Genomic DNA, 21,670 nt, shown 5'->3' on the forward strand with positions numbered 1-21,670 from the left:
ATGGAAAACAATATAAAAATTAGGGGGTGGTTCATTTTGAACAAAAAAATCTTAAAGCAGTTTTTTAAGAAGCTCAATCCAGAACCACAATTTAGTGAACAGTCTAATACACAGGAAATTGAATTAAAAAAACAAGATATTAGCAGTAGTTACGATCAAAATTTAGCAACATTTAAGTCCATTTTCAGTATACCAAAGAATATCGATATCAAGGTACGTGAGTTTACCATCGGTTCACTTAACCTCCGTGCTTTTATCATTTACATAACTACAATGGTCGACGCACAAAGCATTCAAGAAGGCATCATGGAAAAATTAATTGGTAATGTTCAGCCGTCAGGTAAGATTCAAAACATTACTTCCTACCCAAGTGAAAGAACCGCAACAAATATTGGGGAAATTACGGAATTTATTACAGGTGGAGTCACTGCACTCTTTGTGGATGGCGATACTCAATGCTACCTATTTGAAACGACGAAAATTACAGGCCGTCCCATAGAGAAATCCGATAATGAAGTGATTGTAAAAGGGGCAAAGGAAGCTTTTAACGAAAAGGTAATGGATAATATTTCCTTGCTTCGTAAAAAGATAAGAAATGAAAATCTTATTGTTGAGGCAAAGGTTATTTCGAAACGATCCAGAAACGATGTATTTTTGGTTTATGAAAAAGACCTAGTAAATGATGGATTGCTTCAAACGATAAAAGACAAGTTAGCTTCTCTCGATACGGATAGAATTCTTGATCTAAGTATTTTAGAGCAATACTTAGAAGAGCGCCCAAGATCATTATTTCCGTCCATATTATATACAGAACGTCCTGACCGGGCGAGCTCCTTCATCGAGGAAGGTCACATCGTTTTATTAATGACAAATTCTTCAAGTTGTCTGGTACTGCCTGCTACCTTTTGGGCAATGTTTCATTCGCCGGAAGATCATTATCTACGCACACCCTATGGGAATTTCATCAGGTTTTTGCGATTTCAAGCTTTGTTTGTCGCCATGTTTGCTTCGCCCTTATATATTGCGATTACAAATTATCATGTAGGGATGATTCCGCCTGATTTGTTAATGGCCATTGCCGGGACAAGGGAACGTGTCCCTTTTCCATCGACCGTTGAAATCTTAATGATGGAAATCGCCTTTGAACTCATTCGAGAAGCGGGACTACGTGTACCAACCCCTATTGGTCCAACGATTGGGATTGTCGGTGCATTAATTTTAGGACAGGCTGCTGTTCAAGCGAATATTATTAGTCCGATTGTCATCATTGTTATTGCCTTAAGCGGCTTAAGCTCTTTTATTATCAGTGATGTGAGCATGAATTTTGCTATTCGCATATCGCGGTTTTTATTTATTCTAGCGGCAACCTTTATGGGGATTTATGGCGCAGTTGCTCTATTTATACCGGGACTTTTTTATTTAGCTTCATTAAAATCATTTGGAGTTCCTTACTTTGCACCCATGACGCCGCATTTTATTTCTTCAAAAGACTTAATTATTCGTCATGTCCCCATGAAAGAAAGGTTTCGCCCAGGGTATTTAAATCCAAAGGATACTGTCAAACAAAGAAAGGGATAAAAAAACCTATGAAGCAGCAACCTGGAAAAATAGGGATCCGTGAATATCTGTCCATCGCCATTTTAATGGTTGGTGCCAAAGTAACTGAAGACACACCGACTGCGCTGTTTCAAAAGGTCCAAAACGCAGCATGGATGATCCCGATCATAACAGCCGCAATCTCCTTTATCCCGCTCTTTTTATTACTAAAGACCATGTCGTTGTATCAAAACAAAAATCTATTTTCTGTTATTCAAAAGTTACTCGGAAAATATCTGGGGTTTTTTGTCTGTTTTCTAATATTTATTATCAATGTATTTTCCATTTCGTTCGATTCAAGAACGTATACAACGATCATAAGGACGTTTTATTTTAATAGGACACCGATGGTCATCATCTATGCCATCTTAATGGGCGTTTGTGTATATGGTGCGAAAAAGGGAATTCAGCATATCGGATCAGTTGCCTATCTGGTTGTTTACTATGCAGTCGTTTTCTTGTTCCTTTCGTTCGTAATAAGTACTCAAGATAGCAGTATTCAATCTCTATTCCCCATTTGGGGTCCTGGAAAACTTGAAATATTGAAGCAAAGCACCCTAAATCTATCCCTTTTTTCTGAGTTTTTTCTGTTTGCCTTGATTATACCGTCTATCACCTCATACAAAGATTTTCGAAAAGGCACGTGGATTGCCTTAGTTTACGTCAGCATCCAATTAAGTGTGGGTATTATCATTTTCATTTGTATGTTTGATGTCTCTTTAAGAGGAGTTGGTTATCCATTCCACACAGCGATTCGTTTTATTTCAATTGGGACTTTTTTTCCGAATATCGAAATTGTATTTTTCGTTACTTGGTTAATGGCGGCATTTATTCGTTTTTCCGCATTTTTGTACATAAATGCACTTATGTTCGGTCAACTATTTAAAATTAAAAATTTTGAATTCCTCATTCCAGCACTGGCAGCAATTTATTTATTGATTGGATCCATTCCGGAATCACCTTATGACATAAGTCTCCAACTGAAACCGATTTTAAGAAGTGCTATTGGTCCTACATTTTTGGTTGTTTCGATCACTTTATGGCTGGCTGCACTGCTAAAGGGAGAATTTAAACATGAAAAAAACAGAGGCAGTATGTAGAATATTGTTGTTTTTCCTCATTGTTTGTTTATTAACAGGTTGTTGGGATCGTCAAGAAATTGAAGACAAAGCCTATGTGATCGGACTAGGATTAGATCGCTCCAAAGTTGAAGGGAAAATCAAAGTCACCATGTTATTAGCCAATGCGGAAGTAGGCAGTATTCAAGGCGGTGGCGGGTCAACCGAAAAGCCGCGGGAAATTGTCACGTTTGATGCCAATGATTTCATTGCGGCGAAGGCTACAGGCAATTCCGTAATCTCCCGGGATATTAGTTATGAACTATTAAAGATTATTGTTGTCTCCGAGGAATATGCACATGACAAAGATTTTATTAAGAAGTTTTACGACATCTTAAAGGATAAAGACATTCGCTTGGATTGCTATTTAGCCATATCTAAAGAAAATGCAAGTGAGTATTTTATACGTAATCGGCCGAAAATGGAAACAAGACCACATAAATACTTTCAATTCATGATTGATCACGGAATTGATAATGGGTTCATCCCAGATTCCACCCTCTTTCGTTTTTTTAAAACGCTGGAAAGAGGGACAGATTTCTATTTGGCGATGTACACAACAGCCAATAAGGAAAAGAATCCCGAGGTAAGAAGTGAAGATGAATACATGGCAGGGCAATTGAATGCTACAGGCGAAGTGGGAGCTACACAGTTTATTGGGTCAGCTGTCTTCAAGAATGGCGTGATGATTAATAAGCTAACCGGTCAAGAAACACGCAATATTAATATTCTAGATGATTCAACAAGTATCCAAGATATATTGGTTGATATACCTGATCCTTTTTCAAAAGACAAGTTGCAGTTTGCAGCAAGAATTATGAAAACAGAAAATAATAAAGTGAAGATGGACTTAAAGGGTCAAAGGCCAAAGATTTTTATAACCATTCCTTTAAAGATAGAAATTATATCAAACCCATCTATGGTTAACTATACGGAGAAAAAAAATCAACTAATCGTAAAAAAACAAATAGCTGCTCATATAGAAACACTGAACGAAAAGTTGTTAAAAAAAACACAAACAAAATTTAAAGGTGTACCATATCCATTATCCATGTATGCCCGAAAATACTTTGGGACGATTCAAGAATATAAAAAATTCAATTGGGGAAAATCATATCAGAAAGCGGACATTCATGTGAAAGTAGATGTTGAAATTATTGATTATGGTAAAAGAACAAAAAAACCTCCAAGGGTGGGGACATAGTTGAAAATATTTATTTACATGAGTCTATTTTTAATTATTGTTTATACCATAGGATTCGGCGTTTCCATGTGGAAGGACAAAGAAAAAATAGGTGCAATGGCCATATTTTTTCTTTGTCTTTGCTTAATCATCCTGCCATTCTTCTCGAATATTTAAGACTAATTTCAATTTCTAATAATAAAACAAACACGAGGGCTGGATAATTAGTCCTTTTATTAATAATTAGTTTGTTGTTTGGATAAACTAATTAAATATATTAATTCAAGAGTTTTTTACAATAGAAATGTAATTTAACTTACAATTGATTTATAATAGTAATAAATGACCAGAATAAAATGGTGGCTTAATTCAAGCATTATACAAACGGGGTGTAAACTTTTGATGATCGCGGATCAAATCTTAGTAAAGAAAATGAACCAGAAGGTATTACTGAATGAAATTGTTTCTAATTCTCCCATCTCGAGGGCAAGATTATCAGAAATAACAGGATTAAATAAATCGACTGTATCTTCCCAAGTTAATACATTAATAGAAAAGAAACTGATTTTTGAAATTGGACAAGGGCAATCCAGCGGCGGAAGAAAGCCTGTGATGCTTGTTTTTAATAAAAATGCCGGTTATTCCATCGGAATTGATATCGGCGTTGAATCTATCAATGGAATTCTAACAGATTTAAAAGGAAACATCGTCGCAAATCAATTCCATCATCTAAAGGAACCTTCTCTTGATTCCAACAAAGATTTATTATTTTCAATGATTAAGGAACTTAGCAATCAAATCCCAGAATCTCCTTATGGTTTGATTGGTATTGGGGTATGCGTACCTGGTCTAGTCAGTACAGAGCAAAAGGTTATTTTCACACCGAACATCGATTGGAATTATCAACTAGACTTAAAAGCTGATATCGAAAAGGAATTTCAAGTACCTGTTTTTATTGAAAATGAAGCGAATGCCGGTGCCTATGGAGAAAAAGTCTTTGGGGCAGCTAAAAATTACGAGAACTTAATCTATGTGAGCATCGGGACGGGAATCGGAATTGGTATTGTCATTAATCATGATATATATCGAGGGGTTAATGGGTTCGCTGGTGAAATGGGTCATCTAACCATCGACTATAACGGACTCAAATGCAGTTGCGGCAACAAAGGGTGCTGGGAATTATACGCCTCCGAAAAAGCATTACTGCAGCCTTTTCAACAAAATAATCGCGTCACTTCCAGCCAGGAACTAATTAATCGCGCTAACCAAAATGATCCTGATATATTAATGGGATTACAAAACTTCGGTTTCTACCTTGGAATTGGATTAACAAGTATTATAAATACATTTAACCCGAAAGCAGTTATTATCCGGAATGACATAGTTGAAGCCCTGCCTATGGTTATGAACTCGATTCGAAACTCTATTTCCTCAAGGAGTAATGACATGTTTAGCAACAATCAGGAACTATTGCTCTCTTCCTTAGGAAAAAATGCTCCCGCACTAGGGATGTCTTCGCTTGTTATTGAACATTTCTTAGAAATGTTTACAGCTTAAATCATGTGTATGCTGAAAGGTGGAGGTATTTTTGAAAAAAACGATTTATATTACGAGAAAACTCCCCGGGGAAATTATTGATAAACTCTCAAGTCAATTTCATGTGAAGATGTGGCATGAAGAAAATGTTCCGGTTCCTCGGGAGGTGTTATTAAAAGAAATAGAAGAAGTAGACGGGCTGATCTGTCTATTAACAGAAAAGATTGATGTAGAGGTGCTAAATCAAGCGAAACAGTTACAAGTCATTAGTAACATTGCGGTTGGCTATAATAATATCGATATTCAAGCCTCAACGGAGAGGGGAATTGTCGTTACCAACACGCCTGGTGTTTTAACCGAAACGACCGCTGATTTAACGTTTGCCCTATTAATGGCTTCAGCACGAAGAGTCGTCGAGGGATCTGAATACTTACGCAGTGGGGAATGGGGCGCCTGGTCCCTTATGCAAATGACTGGACAGGATATTTATGGAGCTACCCTGGGGATTATTGGATTAGGCAGAATTGGCGAAGCTCTCGTTAAGCGGGCGCAAGGTTTTGATATGAACATTCTTTATCATAATCGGACACGGAAACGGGAAACGGAGGAAAAGCTCGGGATTCACTACCGAGAAATGAAGGACTTGTTGCAGCAATCTGATTTTGTGTGCCTGCTGCTGCCATACAGTTCTGAAGTCCACCACTTAATCGGTAAAGAAGAATTGTCGCTTATGAAAAAAGAAGCCATTCTGATCAATACCGCAAGAGGGGGGATCGTTGATGAAGAAGCATTATATCATTCATTGAAAAATGGAGAGATTTGGGGCGCCGGACTGGATGTGTTTGAACAAGAGCCCGTACCAACGGATCATCCATTATTAACGCTGCCGAATGTGGTAACCCTGCCTCACATTGGAAGTGCAAGTGTAAAAACTAGAATGAAGATGGCTCATTTGGCAGCGGATAATATGCTGGGTGTTTTAACAGGTAGTGAAGCACTTACTCCGGTTATTCTTAATAAATAAATGTAAAACACGATACCTTTTTGAAATATTTGTTAAGAAGGGTGCTCTTTGCAAGAGGTGTCAATATTAATTCTCACTATAATTATTAGAAGTTATTCCTTAATTTGGAAATGGTGCAAAAAGAACTGTTTTACCTTGATAGAGAAAGAGACTTAAAGAATAAGGATAGCTTGAGATAAAGTTTCTACTAGAATGGATCTTCCATTCTGTTGTAAAATCCTTCCTTAAATATGACAAAAATCATATGTTACGATGAATTTGTGGAAAAACGGCAAATTGTCGAAATAGGAGGAAGAATCAATGATGAAGAAAAAAGCAATTCTTACTGTTGCAGCTGCAGCGGCATTAATGATGTCAAATCCGGTCTTACATAAGGCCCACGCTGCCACTAATAGCCCTTCGGTACAGGAAAAAGTCTATGTATACCAAGGGACAAGTTTGAACGAGCTTACTAGTGTCATGGAGAAATATCTTGCTAGTTTAGGAGTTTCATTTTCACAAAATGCTGGAAAGCAGCCATCTCAAACTCAACCGAATCAAACGGTCGAAACAAAGGAGCCTGCTCAAACTGCTCCACAGTCTGTGCAGCAACAACCGGCAACCGAGACAGCTACTACACAAACTACAAGTACCTTAAGTGCTTATGAGCAAAAAGTAGTTGATTTAACCAATCAAGAACGGGCTAAAAATGGCTTACCGGCCCTTAAAGTGGATGTAACACTTAGCAAAATGGCTCATGAAAAATCACGTGATATGTCTGCAAATGGTTACTTTAGCCATACAAGCCCAACATACGGTTCACCATTTGATATGATGAAGAAGTATGGGATTACCTATCGTTATGCAGGTGAAAATATTGCCAAGGGCCAGCGAACTCCTGAAGAAGTAGTCAAAGCTTGGATGAATAGTGAAGGACACCGTAAGAATATTCTCAGCCCGAACTACAATTATATTGGTGTAGGTTATGTTGCGCAGGGGAACTATTGGACACAGGAGTTTATTGGTAAATAGTGAATATGAGAGCTTGGGGATTATGATCCTCAAGCTTTTTTTGTATTAAACTATAAAAATCATTTAGTGACAGGAATTAGTTGAATGAATCTTGAATTATTAAAGGGGTAAATTAAAAGGTATAGTATTTAAATTTAAGGGGTGGAAAAATGAAAGTATTAGGATTTGGCGGCATCTTTTGGAGATCAAAAAATATAGAAACTTTAAAAAAATGGTATAACGACGTTCTAGGTATCCCTATGGACAATGATTGGAATATGACAATTATTACTCCTGGAGCAGAGAATAAAACAGCCTTTTCATTTTTTACAGAGGATAACGAATATTTTCCTCAAGAGCAATCTGTTATGTTGAATTTTCAAATTGACAATATGGCTGAGTGTCTTGAGCATCTTAACCAATGCGGGGTTCCTCTTTTGAAGGAGCCGGAGCAAAGTGAATTTGGAACATTTATTTGGATTTCTGATCCTGAAGGCAGATGGATTGAACTGTGGGAAAAACCCACTGACGTTCAGGAAAAGAGTTAACAGTCAACGAATGTTTGTTTCATTCAAACAAACGGAGCCATTTTGAAAACTAATCAAACGTTTGATTAAAACGTGGTCATCCATTATGTAGGGGTGAACTAACTAATCAAACGTTTGATGGAATAAACTTCTTCTTTGCTAATAAAAAAGAACACACCTCCTTCTATGAAGAGGTGCACTCCCGTTGAGTTTTCGTATTTACAAATAAGGAAGTAATAGACTACATATTTAAGGGAGCAACTGTTTAGCTGGAGCTCTTCCTAAGGTATCGGCTCCGCCTACGCCTAATACCATGATAGCCACGCGTGCTATCCCCTCTAATAAATACTATATCTCCATATTATTAATAAAATATGAACTAAATATTAATCATTAGTAAATTTTTGGTTAAAGACTAATCAAACGTCTGATCAAATCGCCGGAATCCTTGGTATACCTGGCTTGGAGAGCTAACCAAACGTTTAATCAGAAACATATTCTTTATTTTATAGGAATCCAGATTTCAGAGTAGTAATCAGGGCTCCAAGGATCTCCGGCGGAATAGACTTCTAAATCAGGTGTGCCAGCATGCTTGTAATGACTGGAAGGGAACCATTCGCTATATATTTGTTGCCACACTTTTTGTATAGCATCGGGCATTGCGCCGTGAACTTCAAATACGGCCCATTTAGAAGCAGGTATCTCAAGATTCAATAAACCTTCAGGCGTTTCACCAGTATGTTCCGTAGCAATCCAGTAATCCATTAATTGCACCTGAGTGCCTCGTTTTTCAGCACATACACCAAGGACGCCATTAATTTCCCCATTATTCACCTTGATTAATAAATCGTTCGTTCCATCGGTATGAACATCAGCCCACATTTTGGGGATCTCCGTTAAGTTCTCACCATTCTCACATGATAATTCGCGCTTGATTCCAACAACTTTAAAACGATCTCTTTCAATAATCTTATATTTCATAGGTTCCGTTCCTTTCAATGTACCCTGTATGGCCAGGCGATTATATGATTTCAGTTTAGGGATGTGTTTTGCGTGCCCGCTGTAATGATTCAACCTATCCCATTTTGCTGAAAAATGAGATCTATATCTTAATTATGCTGGCTGTTGCCTATTTGGCATTTTTCCTATTTCCGAAAAAATTACCTACATCGATTACCATTTTATTTTTAGTGTGGGGATTCGCAAGCTCTACCTTGTTTGATTTCACGATCGGCGGAGGGTTGCTTGATTATTATAAAGTCAATGATTCCAACAAATATGAACTATTCGATTTGATTAGCTATTTTTTATTTGCACCTTTCAGCTATTTTTTCATTTATTTTTATGAAAGATTTAAAATCAGTAGGAAAACATTTATATTATATGTGCTCGGTTGGTGCTGTGTAGGCTTACTAATGGAAAGAGTCTCAGGCTTTATGGGACTAACTCATTATCAGCATGGTTATAGTATTAAGTATTCAGTGGTCGTTTTTTTGGTGGTTCAGACATGCACAGCCCTTTACTATGAATTAGTAAAGAAAAAGGAACCGGTATACAAGTAAAGTAGTTACTTTCATATTTGTTGAGAAATACAAATAGCATTTTAAATAGAGATCAATCGCAGGTGATTTGGTCTTTTATGTATCATTTCTAAGGTCCACTTTATAAATTGGAAAGTAGGTATTTCAGTTACTCGGACAGGAGAAGCGAAAAATCGGAAAAGGCTGTCCGAATGTCATGCTGACAACTGTTGTAATTACGGCCGGAAAAATTGTAAAACGGCACCTTTACCTGCGGCAACTTCCACTTCAGCATAAGCCCCATTAATGAAGGTGATTTGTGGTGGGAGATGCCCGCAGTCAATGTCATAAATAATTGGTATTTTAAGCTCATTAGCAAGGTCTTGATAAACATCTTCCACCGTATAGCTTTCAACGGGCTTATTGGCTTCACTCCGTCCAAACATTAGGCCTGAACAGTTTTCAAACCAACCAGCTAATTTCATTTGGACTAAGGATCTCCGCAAATCAGCAGTATTCATTTCACAATTCTCTAAATACCAAATAACAGGCTCTCCGCTTATATGTTTTTTTCTAAAAGCTTCTACATCACCGAATGGTGTCCCGATAAGATGCCTAATAATGTCAACACACCCGCCGAGCAAGCGCCCTTCGATCTTAACAGGTTGGTTCCCGACAACTTTCCAAACCGTCTGTTCGGTTAAATGAAAGACACAGGGTGAGGGATTAGCATGCTGCCATTCTTTCTGATAATGGTCAGAGGAAAACTGAGTAATTGATTCACCTATGTTCGTTGATAAAACAGACTCCCATATGGCGGTCGTTTCATCCATCAATTCTCCTCTTAAATCTACGAGATTTGTTCCATGACCGGTAGCTATACCTGTTTTCAAGGTAATCGCAAGCAAAAGCGCACTTACATCGGAATAGCCCAGAACCCACTTGTTTTTAATATTTTCAAAGTCTATATGTTCGAGAATCTCGATTAATAATTCTCCGCCCCAGGGTGGAATGATAATGTCAATATCACTGTTTTGCATCATTAAGTTAAATTCAGCTGCACGGATCAATGCTGGAGCTGATTTAGCTTTGTCTTGAGTCCAAGTTGTTTCTCCACAAACCACCTTGAATCCTCTTTGCTCCATCCGGCAGCATGCTTGTTTAATGACTTCATGTAGTGGTGCGGGCACACCTGAAGACGGTGCAGTTACTCCAATGGCAGCTCCCTTTTTTAAATGCGGGTAGTTAATCATAATAAAAATCCTCCAAAAATACTTTTACATGATTTTACCAAAAGTTCTGGTAATAATCATTAAAATTTAAAATTCACAATTTTGACAAATTACTACTAGCCATTTGCAAATGAAAACGCTATAATTAAATTATGAAACATCGTACCACGATGTGGAACAAAAAATACTCAAGAGAAAACCTATTAAATATAAGGAAGTGGATATTGTGGAAACAAGGTACTCAACACACCCAGACCATGCAAAAACATTTACGACCGAGGAACTTCGCAAACACTATCTAATTGAAGAATTATTTGTGCCAGGCGAAATCAAACTTGTATATACGATGGAAGACCGCGCCATCGTTGGGGGCATCACACCGATGGGAGAGACGATTTCTTTAGAGGGGTATGACCAAATCAAAGCTGATTACTTCTTGGAGCGCAGAGAAGTGGGTATTTTCAATGTCGGTGGAAGCGGGAAGATCACTGTGGATGGCGAAACATATCAAATGGACAACAAAGATTGCTTATATGTTGGATTAGGAAAGAAAGAGTTACTGTTCACGAGTGAATCCACTGTAAGCCCAGCGAAGTATTATTTATTCTCTGCACCAGCTCATAAAGAGTATCCCGTCCAACACGCAGCCTTTAAAGATATTGAAGGCGACCGATTAGGGTCACTAGAAAATGCAAACGATCGAGTGATTCGCCGCATGATACATAATGAAGGAATCCAAAGCTGCCAGGTTGTGATGGGCTTGACGCAATTAAATACGGGAAGCGTATGGAATTCGATGCCAACACATACACATGACCGCAGAATGGAAGTCTATCTATATATTGATTTGGACGAAAATGCAAGAATGTTCCATATGATGGGGGAACCAACCGAAACACGTCATCTGGTAATGAAGAACGAACAAGCGGTTATTTCACCGCCATGGTCGATTCATTGCGGCAATGCAACAAGTAACTATATCTTTATCTGGGCAATGGCCGGAGAAAATAAAACCTATAACGATATGGATCAAGTCACCATGGATCAACTGAGATAACTTGTAACTGCCAATGAGAAGACAAAAAAGAAGAGGTGCTAACTAATGAGTTTAAGAGATTTTTCACTAGACTTTTTTTCATTAACAGGTAAGGTTGCGATTGTGACAGGAGGAAATACCGGACTTGGTCAAGGCTATGCGATTGCATTAGCGAAAGCGGGAGCAGATTTATTTGTTGTTTCCCACAATACAGACTGGGATGAAACTAGAGCTCTAATCGAAGAGACTGGACGCACAGTTCATTTTCATCAAGCAGACTTAACGGTAAGAGAAAATATTAAAAATATCGTAGATGAGTGTCTGAACGTCTATGGGAAAATAGATATTCTCGTAAATAATGCAGGAACCATCCGTCGTACGCCATTACTAGATTACAAACAAGAGGATTGGGATGCGGTTATGGATATTAACCTGAACGCAGTCTATTTTCTAAGTCAAGAGGTTGCTAGAGTGATGGCTAAGCAAGAAAGCGGAAAAATTATCAACATTGGTTCAATGCTGTCCTTCCAAGGTGGTAAATTTATTCCTCCATACACAGCAAGTAAGCATGGGGTTGCGGGTCTTACAAAGGCATTCGCTAACGAATTAGGACATTACAATATCCAAATCAATGCGATTGCACCAGGATATATTGCTACAGCCAATACAGCGCCAATTCGTGCAGATGAGGGTCGGAATGCAGAAATACTCTCTCGTATTCCAGCTGGAAGATGGGCTGACCCGTCAGATCTTATGGGTGTAGTTGTCTTCTTATCTAGTAAAGCCTCCGATTATATGAATGGACATATTCTAGCAGTTGACGGTGGTTGGTTAGCCCGTTAAGCCGGGAAAAGGAATTAGTGATTTAAAGACAGAGGCGGTTCAAAGTCAATATCGTTTAAATCCAGCCGCCTTTGATTGTCATGATTTGTTTCAGGAACAAAACAAGCATGTCTCGACACTTTTTTACTAAAAAAATTACCCATTATAAACCGAAAGGTATGATATGCCATTATGAAAATTATGAAGACGATTGAAAAAATTCCTGGTGGTCTTATGCTGGTTCCATTATTTTTAGGTGCAATTATTCATACGCTTGCACCAAAGTCTGGTGAGTATTTTGGTTCATTTACGAATGGGTTAATGACCGGTACTGTACCAATTCTAGCTGTTTGGTTTTTCTGCATGGGTGCAGGAATCAATATTAAGGCAACAGGTACGGTTTTACGGAAATCAGGAACACTTGTGTTAACAAAGATAGCGGTTGCATGGATCGTTGCCATCGTTGCTGCTATGTTTATCCCAGATGGCGGGATTCAAACTGGCTTTTTTGCAGGATTCTCTGTTCTTGCTTTAATCGCGTGCATGGATATGACAAACGGAGGCTTATATGCTTCCATTATGCAGCAGTATGGCAGTAAAGAAGAAGCCGGAGCGTTTGTCCTAATGTCACTTGAATCAGGTCCACTAGTGACCATGTTAATTCTGGGTTCAACTGGGTTGGCGGCATTCCAACCACAAGCATTTGTAGGCGCTGTCTTACCTTTCTTAGTAGGGTTTATTCTTGGTAACTTGGATAAAGATTTCCGTGAATTTTTCAGTAAAGCGACACATACCATGATTCCATTCTTTGGTTTTGCTCTAGGTAACTCGATTGATTTGACGGTAATTGCGAAGACAGGTCTGGCAGGAATTTTATTGGGTCTTCTTGTAATCGTTATCACAGGCATTCCATTAATGCTTGCTGATAAGTTTATCGGTGGCGGAAACGGTACGGCAGGACTTGCGGCATCAAGTACAGCAGGTGCTGCAGTGGCCAATCCAATGATCATTGCTACGATGAAACCTGAATTTCTGCCAGTTGCACAATCTACAACGGCGTTGTGTGCAGCGTCTGTTATCGTAACGTCGATATTAGTTCCAATTTTAACGGCCTATTGGTCGCAATACATGAAAAAGAAAAAAAATGAACCAGTTATGCCGGGCGGAAATAAAGCCACGGCTTGATAAGTAAATCAAGGGAGACATAATGTATGTCTCTCTTTCAATTAAGGGGAGGATCGTATGAGTAGAATTATGACTGTTGGAGAACCGATGGCACTATTTGTAGCAGACCAAGAGGGTTCCCTAGAAACTGTTGATCGATTTGATCGTTTTGTGGCAGGTGCAGAGGTTAACTTTTCGATTGGGATGTCACGCTTGGGGCATGAAGTCACCTATATTACCCAATTAGGGCTGGACCCGTTTGGCAAAAATATTGAAACATTTCTGAAGCAGAATGCGATTGATACCACATATGTGACGTATCACGCAGACTATTTAACTGGAATGCAGTGGAAGGAAAAGGTAGTGAGCGGTGACCCAGAAGTGTTTTCAGCCCGAAAGAATTCAGCAGCTTCGCATATGAACTTGGAAACAATCGCTCATTTGAATTGGGATGGATTTGACCATATTCATTTAACGGGTATTCCCCCCGCATTATCAGCAGGGTGTAGAGAGATGGTTTATGAGCTCTTGAAGGTGGCTCGTGAGCGCGGTGTGCAAATTTCGTATGATCCTAACTTGCGTCCGGGCCTTTGGGCAGACAAACAAGAAATGGTTCGGGTCATTAACGACTTGGCCTGCCGTTCAGACATTGTTCTTCCAGGCATTGAGGAAGGGAAACTGTTAACGGGAAAAGAAGACGTTCATGAGATAGCAGCTTATTATCACGCCGCCGGTGTAAAAACTGTCGTGATTAAGCTCGGGGCCGCAGGGGCGTTCACCAGCTCACAAGGTGAGCAATTCTACACCGAGGGTTTTCCGGTAAAGAAAGTCGTTGATACGGTAGGTGCTGGTGACGGATTTGCCGTTGGAGTGGTCAGCGGGATATTAGAATGTTTGCCTTTGAAGGAAGCGGTAAAACGCGGAGCAGCTATCGGTGCGCTTGCGGTAATGTCCCCTGGGGATAACGATGGATTACCGAATCGAGATAACTTAGAAGCCTTTATTGAAGAATCCTTGGAGAAGCTTTAATAGAAGAGAATATTAAAGGTAAGGCTGTGTTAGAGGTTAATGTTGATTTTGACACTTTGTTGATTGGAGTGGAAGGCACGAAGACTCCTGCGGGAGTACGGGGCAGGGGAGACCTCGCAGGAGCAAAGTGACGAGGAGGCTCCCCGGCACGCCCGCGGAAAGCGAAGTGCCTGGAACGGAAATCAACAGACAAGTTTAACACAGCCAAAGGTAAAGAAAATCCGATTTATCTGGTTTTCTTTACCTTTAAATTATCTTGTTTAAGAACCTGTATACCCAAGGTTTCTTGAAATAGCGATACTATACTGTTTCATTTTGTCAATTAATGTATGGTTGATCAAATCCATGGTAACTCGGTTATTAGGTCCTGAAATACTAAAGCTGGCAATTATCTTGCCTTTATGGTCGTAAATTGGCGAGGCGATACATCTAAGCATTTCTTCATTCTCAGCATTATCTAACGCATAACCTTTGGCCTTCACCGTTTCGATTTCTTTAATCAATTCTTCTTTTGATGTGATTGTTGTTGGTGTCTTAGGAATGAAGGTAATGTTTGAAACGAGTTCTTCAAATTTGTCCTGATTCATATCAGAAAGTAATATTTTTCCGACAGCGGTACAGTACATAGGAGCTCTGCTGCCAATGCGCGAATACATTCGAATGGTTTGATTGCTTTCAATTTTATCAATATAAATTACTTCGCCGCGGTCTTCTATGCATAAATGAACGGTTTCATTCACTTCTTGTGATAATTTTTCTAAAAATGGTTTAGCAATCGTGACAATATTTGAGTTGTTTAAAAGGTTTCTTGAAAGAAAGAGGACTTGTAAGCCAAGTTTATATTTGTCGGTCTCTTCATCTTTAACAACATAATTCATATTCGATAATGTAGATAACAATCGATGAAGAGTACCTTTTGTCAGTCCAACCTGCTCCGCTAGCCGTGTAATCTGGATGCCGTCGGGATATTCAGAAAGCTTGTTTAATATGGTAAGTGCTCTTTCAAGGGATTGAACATTAGACATGATTTCTACCTCTTTTAAATGTTTTTCAGTTCATATTTTTGGAACGCTGTTCTATTATATGATACGATAAGAGTGTGATTTTGTAAATTTAAATAAGAATAATGAAAACTATTTGAAAATACTTTTTTGAAAAGAAAATAAGTAGAAAGAATGTGATTCCGATGATGAAAAAAATCAATATCTTAACGAAAATTGCGGAATGTGGTGTGGTTGCGGTTGTAAGGGCAGACTCAAAAGAAGAGGCTGTTAACATTTCAGAAGCCTGTGTAGAAGGCGGTATTCAAGGGATTGAGGTTACCTTCACCGTCCAAGGCGCAGATGAAGTGATTAAAGAATTAGCAGCCCTTTATCAAGATAATAATGATGTAGTGATTGGCGCAGGAACCGTACTTGACGCAGCGACAGCTCGGATTGCCATTTTAGCGGGGGCACAGTTTGTAGTGAGTCCAGCCTTTGACCAGGAAACGGCAACATTATGCAATCTTTATCAAGTTCCATATATGCCTGGCTGTATGACCCTCACCGAAATGAAACGTGCATTAGAAGCGGGAGTTGATATTGTGAAACTATTCCCTGGCAGTGCCTTTGGTCCAGATTTTGTTAAAGCAGTAAAAGCGCCGCTTCCACAAATAAATATTATGCCAACTGGTGGAGTCAGCTTAGACAATGTTGAACAGTGGATTAAGAATGGGTGCGTAGCCGTTGGAGTAGGCGGTAATCTATTGGCACCAGCAAAAACAGGGGATTTTAACAAAATTACTGAGTATGCAAAACAGTATATTGAAAAAGTTCAGGCCGCTAGAGGAAGATAAACTGTAACCCATAGAGTGATTTTCAAATATCGAAACCAAGACCCTTCGTCTTTTTTTCGATTTTTAATAAAGGTTGTGTTAAAGGTTAATGTTGATTTTTGCACTCTGTTGATTGGAGTGGAAGGTACGAAGACTCCTGCGGGAGTACGGGGCAGGGGAGACCCCGCAGGAGCAAAGCGACGAGGAGGCTCCCCGGCACGCCCGCGGAAAGCGAAGTGCCTGGAACGGAAAGCAACAGACAATTTTACACAGCCATAATAAAAAGGAGGAAATGTTGATGCCAACAAATTTAAAAGACACTACTACATTACATAATGGTGTAAAAATGCCATGGGTGGGGTTAGGTGTATTCAAAGTGAATGAAGGAGAAGAGGTCGTTCAATCCGTTAAAGCAGCCATTAAGAATGGCTATATTAGTATTGATACTGCCGCTATCTATAAAAATGAAGAAGGCGTAGGTCAGGCCATTAAAGAATCAGGCGTGCCGCGTGAAGAATTATTTATCACCTCTAAGGTATGGAATTCTGATCAAGGCTATGAATCGACGTTAGCAGCCTTTGAAACTAGTCTTAACAAGCTCGGACTTGAATATTTGGATCTGTATTTAATCCACTGGCCTGGAAAAAATAAGTATAAAGATACATGGAAGGCATTGGAAAAACTCTATAAAGATGGCCGTGTCCGCGCCATTGGTGTAAGTAACTTCCTTGTTCATCATCTAGAAGATTTAATCAGTACCGCAGAGATTAAACCAATGGTAAACCAGGTAGAATTCCATCCACATTTAACCCAAAAAGAATTGCTTGCTTACTGTAAAAAGGAAGGCATTCAAATGGAAGCATGGTCGCCGTTAAAACAAGGGCAGCTTCTAAATGAACCAGTTCTGGAAGACCTTGCCCATAAATATAATAAATCTGTTGCTCAAGTGATCTTGCGCTGGGATCTGCAGCATGGTGTAGTGACTATACCAAAATCGATCAAAGAACATCGTATTATCGAAAATGCCGATCTTTTTGATTTTGAATTATCCGCTGAGGATATGGAAAAAATCGATGGATTAAATCAAGATAGCCGCGCAGGTTCCCATCCGGATACAATGAGAGTTGGTTTTGAAGAATAGATTTTCATAATTAAGCGTCTGCCCTCCGTTCTATAAGGGCAGGCGTTTTTTCATTCAAAAGTAAAGGCAGTTTTCATGAATAAAGTTGTTACAAAGCAATGAGTAAATCACAAAAAAAGAAATATTGTGTAAAATTACACTTAAAATTTTGAAAGTTCAGGATTTTTTTATGGTTTATCCAGTCTATGAGTGAATTTTAAAGTCCTATGAGCTAATATTGGGCTTCTACGAGCGAATATTAGGCTTTAACGAGCGAATCTCGGGTTTCAATGAGCGAATCTATGGAAGCAACAATCTTTTAGAGAAGAGAGAAAGTGAAAATGTAGTTATGCTATAATGTTCTATAAATCTTAATGGGGGCACAGCCCAAACCTCAGGAGGGAGCAGGACACTTGAACGTAACATTATCTCATAAACGGATAAAAGAAATGTGTGGCACTGTCTCCTTCAAACGGGGAGAGTATTTTTATCAAACGAATAAAGTTATATTTCATCAATATCTCCCACATCGCTGTCAAGCAACCGTGAGAGGTGATGAAGATTTTCATGTAACCATCGAGATTGGTCCAGGTGATGATCTTCGAACGGAATGCAGCTGCCCGAAGCTGGCTTCTTTTTCAAAGGATTGTCAGCATATTGCTGCCGTTTTATTAGCCATTTACGAGCACCAACAAAAAGGAACGATCCCTAGCACGAGCGCCGCTCATTCAACCAATCAGGAACTCACTGAAGGGTTATTGAATATTTTTACCGACCGGCCGGTCCGGTCTAGCAGTCATCAACTGCATTTTGAAAAAAGAACCGTGCTGGATATTGGGTTTATCTTGAAACCCGTTGATATAGGCAATGGAAGCCATTTATTTACGATTGAAGTTACACTCGAATCCGTCATAGTACAAAACATCCGTGTCTTTCTGGAACAGATGAGAGCAGGAAAGACCTTCAAACTTTCCATTTCATTTTATTTTGACCCAAATCAGCACTGCTTTCAAAAAGAATACAATGACGTACTCGAGCAACTCTGCCAAGTAGTCCTTGATGAAAAAGTTTATATGGATGCGGTGCCTGACACCAATAACAATATCAATACACAGCAAATGCTATTTATTCCATCATCCGCATGGGGACGCCTGCTTTCTTTCCTACGAAAGATAACTAATGTGCTGGTGGAGTATGAGGGCCGAGTCTATCAGGGACTGCATGTGTCTGACGGAGGGCTGCCTTTACAGTTTGATTTTGTTAGAGCGGATGGAAATGGCTATCAGCTGAGAGTCAAAAATCTGCAGCGAATGATTTTCTTTGAAGCTTATCATTCTGTTTTATTTGAAGGGAAAATAAAACAACTGGTAGAGCAGGACTTTAAACGTCTTTTCGACCTGAAAAGGATGCTTGATGCCTCGGGAATGAGTCAAATACCGATTCCTGAAGAGCAAATCCAGTTTTTTTTAGAAAAGGTGGCGCCTGGATTAAAAAGATTAGGCCAAGTTACGATCGCCGAAGCAATCATGAAGCAATGGATGACCACACCTCTAGTAGCCAAACTCTACTTGGACCGTGTGAAAAACCGCCTGCTTGCTGGGCTCGAATTTCATTATGAAAATACAATCATTAATCCTTTAGAAAATAGAGATCTCCCGACAGGATCGTTAGTGATCCGTGATGTGGAAAAGGAAGAGGAAATCCTGCAGATTTTTGAGGATAGCGCGTTTGCCAGGACGGACGGGGGATATTTTCTTCATAATGAAGAACTGGAATATGATTTTTTAACGTACGTCGTCCCCAAACTCCAAAACCTTGTCCGGATTTACGCAACGACAGCTGTTCGAAATCGGATTTCGAGAGAGAATTTTCGTCCACAGGTAAGGGTAAGGGTCAAAAGGGAACGGACCAACTGGCTTGAATTCAAATTTGAAATGGACGGTATTCCTGAGAGACAAATACGTGAAGTTTTGGCGGCTTTAGAGGAAAAGCGGAAATATTATCGTCTGCCAAACGGGTCGCTGCTCTCGCTTCAGACAAGAGAATTTGAAGAAATCCAACGTTTTCTTTATTCACCACTAGCCAAAAATAGGGATCTTGCCAGTGGATTGGATTTACCAATCGAGCAAAGTCTTCAACTCCTTGATACGGTTGAGATTAGTGATGCCTTCAAACTAGAGGACTCCTTTCGGCAGTTTCTGGATCACCTGCACCATCCCGGCAAGTTAGAGTTTGAGGTGCCTTCAAGTGTAGATCCGATTCTCAAAGAGTATCAAAAACACGGGTTTAAATGGATGAAAACTCTGGCTTACTATGGTTTTGGAGGAATATTGGCGGATGATATGGGACTTGGAAAAACGATTCAAAGCATCGCGTATATTGTGTCGGTCCAGTCCGATATTCGAAAAAATAGGCAGCCGGCCCTTGTTGTTTGTCCATCATCGTTAACCTATAACTGGCTGAGTGAATGCAGGAAATTCGCTCCTCAATTGAACGCCATTGTCATTGATGGAACGAAAGCAGAGCGGACCCAACTCCTGAAAGAACAGACAAATGTTGATGTTATGATAATCTCCTACCCATTGCTGCGTCGCGAGATCATCTGGTTTGAGAAACAAATGTTTCATACTGTGTTTTTCGATGAAGCACAAGCTTTTAAAAACCCGTTGACCCAAACTGCCCGAGCAGTAAAAAAACTGCAGTCCCAGCATCGCTTTGCGCTAACAGGTACACCAGTGGAAAATGCCTTAGAGGAGTTATGGTCAATTTTTCATGTTGTTTTTCCAGAACTGTTTCTCGGGTTAAAGGAATATAGTAAGCTTTCAAGAAAAACGATTGCGCGGAGAATCCGTCCTTTTTTACTGCGCAGGTTAAAAGAAGATGTCCTCGCTGAACTTCCTGGAAAAATGGAGTCTTTGGAATCGGTTGAACTATTCCCAGAACAAAAGAAATTGTATGCCGCCTATCTGGCGAAACTAAGGCACGACACGTTAAAGCATCTCGACAAAGATACGATTCGCAAAAATCGAATCAGAATATTGGCAGGTTTGACGCGGCTGCGGCAGATTTGCTGTCATCCAGGCTTATTTGTAGATGGTTATCAAGGGAATTCGGCAAAATTTGAACAGCTCTTGCAGATTGTCGAAGAATCAAAGCTCTCTGGAAGACGTGTGTTAATTTTTTCTCAATTTACGAAGATGCTTGAATTAATCGGCAGGGAGTTAACCACAAAAGGGATGAACTACTTCTATCTGGATGGACAGACCCCATCAGAAGAAAGAGTAGAAATCTGCGAGCGATTTAATCGAGGTGAACGTGATTTGTTCCTCATTTCCTTGAAAGCAGGAGGAACCGGCTTGAATTTAATGAGTGCAGATACCGTCATTTTATATGACACATGGTGGAATCCTGCTGTTGAGGAACAGGCGGCAGACCGGGCCCATCGAATGGGTCAGAAAAATATCGTCCAGGTCATCAAGCTGGTAGCACGCGGGACGATTGAGGAAAAAATGAATGAACTGCAAGAAAAGAAGAGACACCTTATCGAAGAAATTATTGATTCGGATGAGAAAGTCATGTCTACCCTTACTGAAGAGGATATAAGGGAAATATTGATGATATAGAAAAAAGGAGCTGCAGCGCAGCTCCTTTTCTTTTGCCTTATACACCAATAACATTTAATGATTGGCGAAGACCTTCGATTGCAAATCTCCGGATAAATTGAAAGGCAAATAATGCAATAATTGGTGAAAAATCAATTGGACCAAGTGGTGGAATAAACCTTCTGAACAAGCCTAAATAAGGTTCGACCAACTTGCCAATCCAGATCCCAAGTTTGGTTTCTTGAAACTTAGGAAACCAAGAACCAAAAATGGATATTAAAATTAACCAATAATAAGCCTCAAAAACATAATGTCCAATAAGTAAAATATTAGAGCCCAATATCGATCTTCCGTT

At 39.4% G+C, this 21,670-nt stretch carries 20 protein-coding genes; 16 read left to right on the forward strand and 4 right to left on the reverse strand.

Features of this window, described 5'->3' with window-relative positions:
* Positions 1–36 precede the first annotated feature (36 nt).
* From ACE198_RS01530 to ACE198_RS01560, 7 genes are all read left to right on the forward strand, one after another.
* On the forward strand, positions 37–1,578 hold the full coding sequence (locus tag ACE198_RS01530) for a spore germination protein (RefSeq protein WP_375374461.1): 1,542 nt from the start codon (positions 37–39) through the stop codon (positions 1,576–1,578).
* Between the two features lie 8 nt (positions 1,579–1,586).
* Positions 1,587–2,696, forward strand: a complete 1,110-nt coding sequence (locus ACE198_RS01535; protein ID WP_251460964.1) for a GerAB/ArcD/ProY family transporter — start codon at positions 1,587–1,589, stop codon at positions 2,694–2,696.
* A complete protein-coding gene (locus tag ACE198_RS01540) occupies positions 2,671–3,918 on the forward strand; it encodes a Ger(x)C family spore germination protein (RefSeq protein WP_375374462.1) in 1,248 nt (415 codons plus the stop codon). The genes ACE198_RS01535 and ACE198_RS01540 overlap by 26 nt, the downstream gene beginning before the upstream one ends.
* Before the next feature lie 378 nt (positions 3,919–4,296).
* A complete protein-coding gene (locus ACE198_RS01545; RefSeq protein ID WP_375374463.1) occupies positions 4,297–5,454 on the forward strand; it encodes an ROK family protein in 1,158 nt (385 codons plus the stop codon).
* 31 nt (positions 5,455–5,485) lie between these two features.
* Positions 5,486–6,457, forward strand: coding sequence for a 2-hydroxyacid dehydrogenase (locus tag ACE198_RS01550; protein ID WP_375374464.1), 972 nt, complete (start codon positions 5,486–5,488; stop codon positions 6,455–6,457).
* A gap of 303 nt (positions 6,458–6,760) precedes the next feature.
* Positions 6,761–7,468, forward strand: a complete 708-nt coding sequence (locus ACE198_RS01555; protein WP_375374491.1) for a CAP domain-containing protein — start codon at positions 6,761–6,763, stop codon at positions 7,466–7,468.
* A 149-nt stretch (positions 7,469–7,617) separates the two neighbouring features.
* A complete protein-coding gene (locus ACE198_RS01560) occupies positions 7,618–7,995 on the forward strand; it encodes a VOC family protein (protein WP_251460971.1) in 378 nt (125 codons plus the stop codon).
* 480 nt (positions 7,996–8,475) lie between these two features.
* On the opposite strand, the gene ACE198_RS01565 is transcribed toward ACE198_RS01560, so the two are convergent.
* Complete coding sequence (locus ACE198_RS01565; protein ID WP_251460973.1) at positions 8,476–8,955, reverse strand: GyrI-like domain-containing protein; 480 nt, start codon at positions 8,953–8,955, stop codon at positions 8,476–8,478.
* Between the two features lie 68 nt (positions 8,956–9,023).
* Between ACE198_RS01565 and ACE198_RS01570 the strand changes: the two genes are divergently transcribed.
* The gene (locus ACE198_RS01570) at positions 9,024–9,536 is read left to right on the forward strand and encodes a hypothetical protein (RefSeq protein ID WP_375374465.1); all 513 of its coding nucleotides are present in this window, start codon (positions 9,024–9,026) and stop codon (positions 9,534–9,536) included.
* 194 nt (positions 9,537–9,730) lie between these two features.
* Here the strand turns inward: ACE198_RS01570 and ACE198_RS01575 are convergent, their stop codons facing one another.
* Positions 9,731–10,747, reverse strand: a complete 1,017-nt coding sequence (locus ACE198_RS01575) for a S66 family peptidase (protein WP_375374466.1) — start codon at positions 10,745–10,747, stop codon at positions 9,731–9,733.
* 205 nt (positions 10,748–10,952) lie between these two features.
* On the opposite strand from ACE198_RS01575, the gene kduI reads away from it, so the two are divergent.
* The 4 genes from kduI to ACE198_RS01595 all read left to right on the forward strand — a co-directional run bounded on the left by kduI (position 10,953) and on the right by ACE198_RS01595 (position 14,777).
* Positions 10,953–11,783 (forward strand): 5-dehydro-4-deoxy-D-glucuronate isomerase, encoded by an 831-nt coding sequence (gene kduI / locus ACE198_RS01580; RefSeq protein WP_375374467.1) that lies wholly within the window; start codon positions 10,953–10,955, stop codon positions 11,781–11,783.
* 45 nt (positions 11,784–11,828) lie between these two features.
* Positions 11,829–12,605, forward strand: a complete 777-nt coding sequence (gene kduD, locus ACE198_RS01585) for a 2-dehydro-3-deoxy-D-gluconate 5-dehydrogenase KduD (protein ID WP_375374468.1) — start codon at positions 11,829–11,831, stop codon at positions 12,603–12,605.
* A 171-nt stretch (positions 12,606–12,776) separates the two neighbouring features.
* Positions 12,777–13,769, forward strand: coding sequence for a 2-keto-3-deoxygluconate transporter (gene kdgT / locus ACE198_RS01590; protein ID WP_375374469.1), 993 nt, complete (start codon positions 12,777–12,779; stop codon positions 13,767–13,769).
* A gap of 57 nt (positions 13,770–13,826) precedes the next feature.
* Positions 13,827–14,777, forward strand: a complete 951-nt coding sequence (locus ACE198_RS01595) for a sugar kinase (protein WP_251460983.1) — start codon at positions 13,827–13,829, stop codon at positions 14,775–14,777.
* Positions 14,778–15,037: 260 nt separating this feature from the next.
* Here the strand turns inward: ACE198_RS01595 and ACE198_RS01600 are convergent, their stop codons facing one another.
* Positions 15,038–15,802: an IclR family transcriptional regulator gene (locus ACE198_RS01600; RefSeq protein ID WP_375374470.1), complete on the reverse strand. Its 765-nt coding sequence runs from the start codon at positions 15,800–15,802 to the stop codon at positions 15,038–15,040.
* 164 nt (positions 15,803–15,966) lie between these two features.
* On the opposite strand from ACE198_RS01600, the gene ACE198_RS01605 reads away from it, so the two are divergent.
* The 4 genes from ACE198_RS01605 (at position 15,967) to ACE198_RS01620 (ending at position 21,336) form a co-directional block, all read left to right on the forward strand.
* Positions 15,967–16,614, forward strand: a complete 648-nt coding sequence (locus ACE198_RS01605; RefSeq protein ID WP_251461026.1) for a bifunctional 4-hydroxy-2-oxoglutarate aldolase/2-dehydro-3-deoxy-phosphogluconate aldolase — start codon at positions 15,967–15,969, stop codon at positions 16,612–16,614.
* 75 nt (positions 16,615–16,689) lie between these two features.
* Entirely contained in the window at positions 16,690–16,872 is a 183-nt protein-coding gene (locus tag ACE198_RS01610) for a hypothetical protein (protein ID WP_375374471.1), read from the forward strand.
* 19 nt (positions 16,873–16,891) lie between these two features.
* Entirely contained in the window at positions 16,892–17,734 is an 843-nt protein-coding gene (locus ACE198_RS01615) for an aldo/keto reductase (protein ID WP_251460988.1), read from the forward strand.
* 392 nt (positions 17,735–18,126) lie between these two features.
* A complete protein-coding gene (locus tag ACE198_RS01620; RefSeq protein WP_375374472.1) occupies positions 18,127–21,336 on the forward strand; it encodes a DEAD/DEAH box helicase in 3,210 nt (1,069 codons plus the stop codon).
* Between the two features lie 37 nt (positions 21,337–21,373).
* On the opposite strand, the gene ACE198_RS01625 is transcribed toward ACE198_RS01620, so the two are convergent.
* On the reverse strand, positions 21,374–21,655 hold the full coding sequence (locus ACE198_RS01625; RefSeq protein ID WP_098575881.1) for a YggT family protein: 282 nt from the start codon (positions 21,653–21,655) through the stop codon (positions 21,374–21,376).
* Between the last annotated feature and the right edge of the window lie 15 nt (positions 21,656–21,670).

Origin of the sequence: Neobacillus sp. KR4-4 (genome assembly GCF_042136325.1) — a bacterium.
Lineage (GTDB): Bacteria > Bacillota > Bacilli > Bacillales > Cytobacillaceae > Neobacillus.

Coding starts and splice junctions, on each gene's coding strand:
- ACE198_RS01535 (WP_251460964.1), top strand. CDS start 1,587: ATGAAGCAGCAACCTGGAAAAATAGGGATCCGTGAATATCTGTCCATC.
- ACE198_RS01540 (WP_375374462.1), top strand. CDS start 2,671: ATGAAAAAAACAGAGGCAGTATGTAGAATATTGTTGTTTTTCCTCATT.
- ACE198_RS01555 (WP_375374491.1), top strand. CDS start 6,761: ATGAAGAAAAAAGCAATTCTTACTGTTGCAGCTGCAGCGGCATTAATG.
- ACE198_RS01560 (WP_251460971.1), top strand. CDS start 7,618: ATGAAAGTATTAGGATTTGGCGGCATCTTTTGGAGATCAAAAAATATA.
- ACE198_RS01565 (WP_251460973.1), bottom strand. CDS start 8,955: ATGAAATATAAGATTATTGAAAGAGATCGTTTTAAAGTTGTTGGAATC.
- ACE198_RS01575 (WP_375374466.1), bottom strand. CDS start 10,747: ATGATTAACTACCCGCATTTAAAAAAGGGAGCTGCCATTGGAGTAACT.
- kduD (WP_375374468.1), top strand. CDS start 11,829: ATGAGTTTAAGAGATTTTTCACTAGACTTTTTTTCATTAACAGGTAAG.
- kdgT (WP_375374469.1), top strand. CDS start 12,777: ATGAAAATTATGAAGACGATTGAAAAAATTCCTGGTGGTCTTATGCTG.
- ACE198_RS01595 (WP_251460983.1), top strand. CDS start 13,827: ATGAGTAGAATTATGACTGTTGGAGAACCGATGGCACTATTTGTAGCA.
- ACE198_RS01600 (WP_375374470.1), bottom strand. CDS start 15,802: ATGTCTAATGTTCAATCCCTTGAAAGAGCACTTACCATATTAAACAAG.
- ACE198_RS01605 (WP_251461026.1), top strand. CDS start 15,967: ATGAAAAAAATCAATATCTTAACGAAAATTGCGGAATGTGGTGTGGTT.
- ACE198_RS01615 (WP_251460988.1), top strand. CDS start 16,892: ATGCCAACAAATTTAAAAGACACTACTACATTACATAATGGTGTAAAA.